Below are 6,060 nucleotides of genomic sequence, written 5' to 3'. Positions count from 1 at the left end.
CACCGAACCCCTCGCCTCCCCCGCGCTCGCCCCGGACCTCACCGGCTTCCCACCGACCCTGGTCACCACCGGCGGGCTCGACTCCCTCGAGACGGACGGGCGGATCTTCGCCGAGAAGCTCCGCGCCACCGGGGCCGACGTCACCTACCACTGCTTCCCCGACGCCGACCACAGCTACACCCACAAGCCGCCCGTCGAGACGGCCCGCGAGGCGATCACCGGACTCGGCGACCACCTCGCCCGCGCCTACGCCGCGGCCAGCCCGCAACGGCCCACCTGATCCGCACCGGCGAACCGTCGGCAGGAGCACCGAGTGCCCGCCCCGCCAGGTCAGCCGCCGGGTCAGCCGCCGGTGGGGCTGCGGCGGTCGCCGCGTTCGCGGACGCGGACGGAGATGGCGATGGGTGAACCGGCGAAGCCGAAGTCCTCGCGCAGCCGGCGCTCCAGGAAGCGGCGGTAGGCCGGCTCCAGGAAGCCGGTGGTGAACACCACGAACCGCGGGGGGCGCACGCCCGCCTGGGTGGCGAACAGGATCTTCGGCACCTTGCCGCCACGCGGGGGCGGCGGGGTGGCGCCGACGACCTCACCGAGCCAGGCGTTGAGCCGGCCGGTCGGGATCCGGGTGCCCCAGGATTCCAACGCCGTGCGCAGCGCCGGGGCCAGCCGGTCGGTGGCGCGGCCGGTGCGGGCCGAGACGTTCACCCGCGGGGCCCAGGCGATCCGGCCGAGGTCGCGGTCGATCTCCCGTTCGAGGGTGTACCGGCGGTCCTCGTCGACGAGGTCCCACTTGTTGAAGGCGAGGACGAGCGCCCGGCCCGCCTCGATCACCATGGTGATGACCCGCTGGTCCTGCTCGGTGAGCGGCTCGTCCGCGGCGAGCAGGACGATGGCGACCTCCGCGGCCTCCAGCGCCGAGGCGGTACGCAGCGACGAGTAGTACTCGGCGCCGGACGCCTCGCGGATCCGCCGGCGCAGGCCGGCGGTGTCGATGAACATCCACTCTTCGCCGCCGACGGTGACCAGCTCGTCCACCGGGTCGCGGGTGGTGCCGGCCACGTCGTGTACGAGCGAGCGGCGGCTACCGGCGATCTTGTTGAGCAGGCTGGACTTGCCGACGTTGGGACGGCCGATCAGCGCGACCCGGCGCGGCCCGTCGGTCTCGGTGAAGACCTCCCGGGGCGCCTCGGGCAACACGGCGAGCACGGCGTCGAGCAGGTCCCCGCTGCCGCGGCCGTGCAGCGCCGAGACGGGGTGGGGCTCACCGAGCCCGAGCCCCCACAGCGCCGCGGCATCGGCTTCGAACCGGTTGTCGTCGACCTTGTTCGCGACGAGGATCACCGGCAGCCCACTGCGGTGCAGCACCCGGGCGACGGCCTCGTCGGCGTCGGTGGCCCCGGTCATCACGTCGACGATGAACAGCACCGCGTCGGCGGTGTCGAGCGCCGCGGCCGCCTGCTCGGAGACCTGCGCGGCGAGCCCGGAGGCGTCGGGCTCCCAACCGCCGGTGTCGACGACGGTGAACCGGCGCCCGTTCCACACCGCGTCGTAGGCGATGCGGTCACGGGTCACCCCGGGCACGTCCTCGACGACCGCGGCGCGGCGGCCGAGGATCCGGTTGACCAGCGTCGACTTGCCCACGTTCGGCCGGCCCACGACGGCCACGACCGGCTGGCCGGTGACCGGACCCAGCTCCTCGCCCCGAAAATCGCCGTCCCGAAGGTCGCCGTCCCTGAAGTCGTCGCCGGATGCCGCCTCGGCGCCGTCCATCGCTGCGTCCTGTCTGCTCATCACTGCCATCACTGCCACACCTGTCGTCGGGACCGGTGATCTACGATGATCACGCGGCGGATTCGCCCGGGGAGGCGCGGGCGGTCTCGAGATGATCGAGCAGCCGCACCCGGATGTCCTCGGCGACGGCGGCAAGCGCCCGGCGCGAGCGCGGGTTGGCCGGCACGTCGACCTCGAACGGCTTACCGAAGACCACCCTGACCTGCACCGAGCGACGCGGCCAGCGCGCGCCCTTGGGCAGGGCGTCGCCGGTGTTGATACAGGCTACGGGGAGCACCCGGCAGCGGCCGTGGACGGCGAGGTACGCGATGCCGTGCTGGACCGCGGCCATCTCCCCGCTGCCCCGGGTGCCCTCCGGGAAGACCCCGATCGCACCGCCGCGGGACAGCTCGTCGAGCGCGGTGTGCAGGGCCTCGCGGTCGGGGCGGCCCCGGTCGATCGGGATCTGCCCGCTGATCAGCAGCAGGCGGCCGACGATCCGGATGTACATCTCCGACTTCACCAGGCAGCGCACGGTGCGCGGCGACTCGATGACCACCAGCGGGCCGTCCAGCCAGCTGCTGTGGTTGCCCGCGAAGATCAGCGGCTCGTCCACGGGGACGTGCTCGAGCCCCTCCAGGGTCACCCGCATGATCAACCTGTTGATGATCTTCCGCACCCCGGGCTTGAGCACGCGGTGCGGCAGGTCGTTGTAGACCGGCGAGGCGGCGCCCCGGTGCAGCAGCCCCGCCCCGGGGGCCGGTTCGGGGGTGGTCACGTCGTCACGTTCGACGACTGCCCGCAGCGCCGCAGGACCTCGTCGACCACCTCGGGGACGGACAGGGCCGTCGAGTCCAGCACGATCGCCCCCTCGGGGATGGCCAGCGGGTCGGCGGCACGGCTCGAGTCGAGCGCGTCGCGCCGGTCCAGCTCGGCCAGCGTCCGCGCGACGTCGTCGACGCCCTTCTCCCCGAGCTGGCGCGACCGGCGCAGCGCCCGAACCTCCGTCGACGCGGTGAGGAACACCTTGATCTGGGCGTCCGGCACGACGACGGAACCGATGTCACGGCCCTCGACGACGATGCCGCTGGGCCGGGTCGCGGCGATCACCTGGCGCTGCTGGGCGACGAGGCGGGCCCGGACCGCGGGCACCGCGGCGATGGCGCTGACCGCGTTGGTGACCGCCCTGGTGCGGATCTCGGCGTCGACGCTGACCCCGTCGACGGCGATCGATGGCCTATCCGGGTCGGTGCCGACGGAGAGCACGGCCCGCTCGGCGAGTTCCGCGACCGCCTGCGGATCCTCGATGTCGATGCGACGCTCCAGCGCGAGCTGGGTGACCGCGCGGTACATCGCCCCGGTGTCGAGGTAGCGAAGCCCGAGGCGCCGCGCGAGCTCGCGGGCCACCGTGCTCTTTCCCGATCCGCCGGGGCCATCGACCGCCACGATCATTCCCTCGGCCGAGCCGTCGGCGAGCGCGGGCGCACTCCCCTCGGACCCGAGCGGCGCGGACGTTCCCTTCACCCTGTCGGCGGTGCTCCCGCCCTCCGACAGCGCAGACCCGTGGTCGGGCTTCACCCGATTCCTCCGTCCCGGACACATGAGAGTCGTCGGGTCGCGCCCCGCGGACCCCTTGCCGCGTCGCGTTCGCCCCGGCCCTCGGCACCGCGGGGCGGTAGCCGGACCGGCGGCCGTGGTCACCGGACGATGATCGTCAGACGACTCCCGGCACGCGGACCGGGCCGAAGGGCGGGCCGGTGGCGTCAACCCGTCGGATCGCGCCGCGGCGGAAACCGTCGCGTGCAACCCGGATCAGGCTACTCGGTACCGCATCACGATCGTCGGTATGCCGTCCACCCGGTACATGTGAGCCGGTCGACGAGACTGTCCGCGACCGCCGGATCGACGGCGAGTTCGACGATGCCGGCCGGTGCGTCCAGACTGTGTTCGAACGGGCCGACATCCTCGATGTTGATGTCCCAGGTGCTGATGAGGCCGACGATCGCGGCGAGCTGCCCCGGCCGGTCGTCGAGCACGACACCGACCCAGCCCCAGGACCGCGCCGTGGCACCGGCCTTACGCGGCAGCAGCGCACGGCCCGCGTGCCCGTCCCGCATGAGCCCGATGACCGCCGCGGTGACATCGTCGGCGGCGTCGTCGTCGAGGACGTCGGCCAGGGCGGTCAGCCTGGAGCCGAGCGCGCGCATCCGCGCCGCGATCGGCCCGCGGTTGCCCTCGACGATCCCCGCCCACAGCTCGGCGTCGCTGTCGGCGAGCCGGGTGGTGTCGCGGAACCCCTGGCCGGCGAGCGGAACCTCCCGGGGCGAGAGCCCCACCAGCACCCCGGCGAGCGCGCTCGCGACGAGCTGGGGCACGTGCGAGACGGTCGCCATCGCCTCGTCGTGGCGCTGCGGCGTGGTCCGCACCGGGGTGGCGCCGCAGGCCAGGGCCAGTGCCACGGTGGCGTGCAGGGCCGCGGCGCCGGTGTGCGGGACCGGGCAGACGGCCCACACCCGCTCGGCGAACAGGTCGGCGCGTGCCGAGACCGCGCCGTGGCGCTCCCGCCCGGCGATGGGATGCGCCGGGCACCACGTCGACAGGTCGCACCCGAGCTGGACGCCCTCGACGAGCGGGCGGACCTTGACGCTGCCGGCGTCGCTGACCGTGTCGGCGAGCCCGCCGCGGGCCAGCGCCCGGATCTCGGTCGCGATCGTCGGCAGCGGGGTGGCGACGACGGCGTGCTCGACCCGCTCCCCCGCCGCCCAGGCAAGCCCGGCGCCCATCTTCGCGGCGATGGCGACCTGGGCCTCGTCCGCGTCGCGGAGCAGGACCTCCACGCCCTGCGCGGACAGCGCCAGCCCGATGCTGGTGCCGATGAGACCCGTACCGACCACACCGACCCGGCGCAGCCGCGGCAACTGGGCAGCATCCCAGCCCGATCCGACCATGAGCCCACAGCCTATGGCGACATCTTTCGACACACCCGCCGCGCTGAAGATCGCCGCTGTAGGCGGCTACAGGCCGACGTTGCGGTAGAGGGCGCCGACCTCGCCGCGAGTGAGGTGGCGGGCCCGGCCGGAGCGCAGGGTGCCGAGATACACCGCACCGTGCCGAGTACGGACCAGCCGGTGCACCGGGTAGCCGATGCTCTCCATCATCCGGCGGACGATGCGGTTGCGGCCCTCATGCACGACGATCTCCAGCATCACCCGGCCGTTCGCCTGATCGACGATCTGCACCGAGTCCGCTCGTGCCAGCCCGTCCTCGAGCTCGACGCCGGCGCGCAGCGTGCGCGGCACCTCACGGCGCAGCGGCCCGGAGACCTCGACCAGGTAGGACTTGGGCACCTCGTAGGAGGGATGGGTCAGCCGGTGGGCGAGCTCGCCGTTGTTGGTGACCAGCAGCAGCCCCTCGCTGTCGCCGTCGAGGCGGCCGACGTGGAACAGGCCGCCTCCGCCGCCGAACTCGGTGAGCAGGTCGGCGATGGTGGGCCGGCCGCGGTCGTCGGACATGGCCGACAGCACCCCGCGCGGCTTGTTCAGCGCCAGATGCACCAGGCCGGTGCGGGTGACGATCCGGTCGCCGTCGACCTCGATGACCGCGGTCTCCGGGTTGACGCGGCGGCCCTGCTCGCGCACGACGAAACCGTCCACGCTGACCCGACCCTCGGCGATGAGCTCCTCACCACGCCGGCGGGAACCGATGCCGGCCGCGGCAAGCACCTTCTGCAGCCGGATGCCCTCGTCCGCGGCCGAAGCCGGGTCCCGCGGCGCCAGGGCGGGGCGGTCCTCCCGAGGCCCCGCCTCCCGGGCCGGCCGAGCCTCGCCACGGGCAGGTCGAGCGTCCCAGGTGGGCCGAGCCTCCCCACGAGCCGGGCGGGCGTCCCCACGAACGGGACGGGCCTCCCCACGGGCCGCCGGACGGCCCCCACCACGAACGGGACGGCCCTCCCCACGAACGGGACGAGCCTCCCCACGAACGGGACGAGCCTCCGAGGTAGGCCGAGCCTCCCCACGGGCCGCCGGACGGCCCTCAGCACGTGCGGGACGGCCCTCCCCGCGGGCGACCGAACGAGCGTCCCAGGTGGGCCGAGCCTCCCCACGGGCCGGACGGCCTTCCCCGCGAACGGGACGGGCCTCCCCACGAGCCGCCGGACGGCCTTCCCCGCGAACGGGACGGGCCTCCCCGCGAGCTGCCGGACGGCCTTCCTCGCGAACGGGACGGGCCTCCCCGCGAGCAGGGCGGACCCCTCCACCACGAGCAGGGCGGGCCTCCCCACGAGCAGGGTGAGCC

At 74.1% G+C, this 6,060-nt stretch carries 6 protein-coding genes; 1 reads left to right on the top strand and 5 read right to left on the bottom strand.

Annotated features, from left to right (window positions below):
- On the top strand, window positions 1-280 hold a 280-nt coding region (locus NBZ83_RS29520), incomplete at its 5' end, for an alpha/beta hydrolase (RefSeq protein WP_261576263.1).
- A 62-nt stretch (window positions 281-342) separates the two neighbouring features.
- On the opposite strand, the gene der is transcribed toward NBZ83_RS29520, so the two are convergent.
- From der to NBZ83_RS29495, 5 genes are all read right to left on the bottom strand, one after another.
- Window positions 343-1,788, bottom strand: coding sequence for a ribosome biogenesis GTPase Der (gene der / locus NBZ83_RS29515; protein WP_261569348.1), 1,446 nt, complete (start codon window positions 1,786-1,788; stop codon window positions 343-345).
- A gap of 49 nt (window positions 1,789-1,837) precedes the next feature.
- Entirely contained in the window at window positions 1,838-2,572 is a 735-nt protein-coding gene (locus tag NBZ83_RS29510; RefSeq protein WP_438803239.1) for a lysophospholipid acyltransferase family protein, read from the bottom strand.
- A complete protein-coding gene (cmk, locus tag NBZ83_RS29505; RefSeq protein ID WP_261569354.1) occupies window positions 2,542-3,345 on the bottom strand; it encodes a (d)CMP kinase in 804 nt (267 codons plus the stop codon). Before cmk ends, NBZ83_RS29510 begins: the two co-directional genes overlap by 31 nt.
- Window positions 3,346-3,599: 254 nt before the next feature.
- Complete coding sequence (locus tag NBZ83_RS29500; RefSeq protein WP_261569356.1) at window positions 3,600-4,715, bottom strand: prephenate dehydrogenase; 1,116 nt, start codon at window positions 4,713-4,715, stop codon at window positions 3,600-3,602.
- A 66-nt stretch (window positions 4,716-4,781) separates the two neighbouring features.
- Window positions 4,782-5,489, bottom strand: coding sequence for a pseudouridine synthase (locus tag NBZ83_RS29495; RefSeq protein ID WP_498041091.1), 708 nt, complete (start codon window positions 5,487-5,489; stop codon window positions 4,782-4,784).
- Window positions 5,490-6,060: the final 571 nt, after the last annotated feature.

Origin of the sequence: Frankia gtarii, assembly GCF_025403375.1 — a bacterium.
In the GTDB taxonomy this organism is placed as follows: domain Bacteria; phylum Actinomycetota; class Actinomycetes; order Frankiales; family Frankiaceae; genus Frankia; species Frankia gtarii.
The sequence above is the reverse complement of the archived record's forward strand: the minus strand, read 5'-3'. Positions and strand labels throughout refer to the sequence as shown.

Bases quoted from the DNA above. Each gene is read 5' to 3' on its own strand.
- der (WP_261569348.1), bottom strand. From the start codon at position 1,788: ATGAGCAGACAGGACGCAGCGATGGACGGCGCCGAGGCGGCATCCGGC.
- NBZ83_RS29500 (WP_261569356.1), bottom strand. From the start codon at position 4,715: ATGGTCGGATCGGGCTGGGATGCTGCCCAGTTGCCGCGGCTGCGCCGG.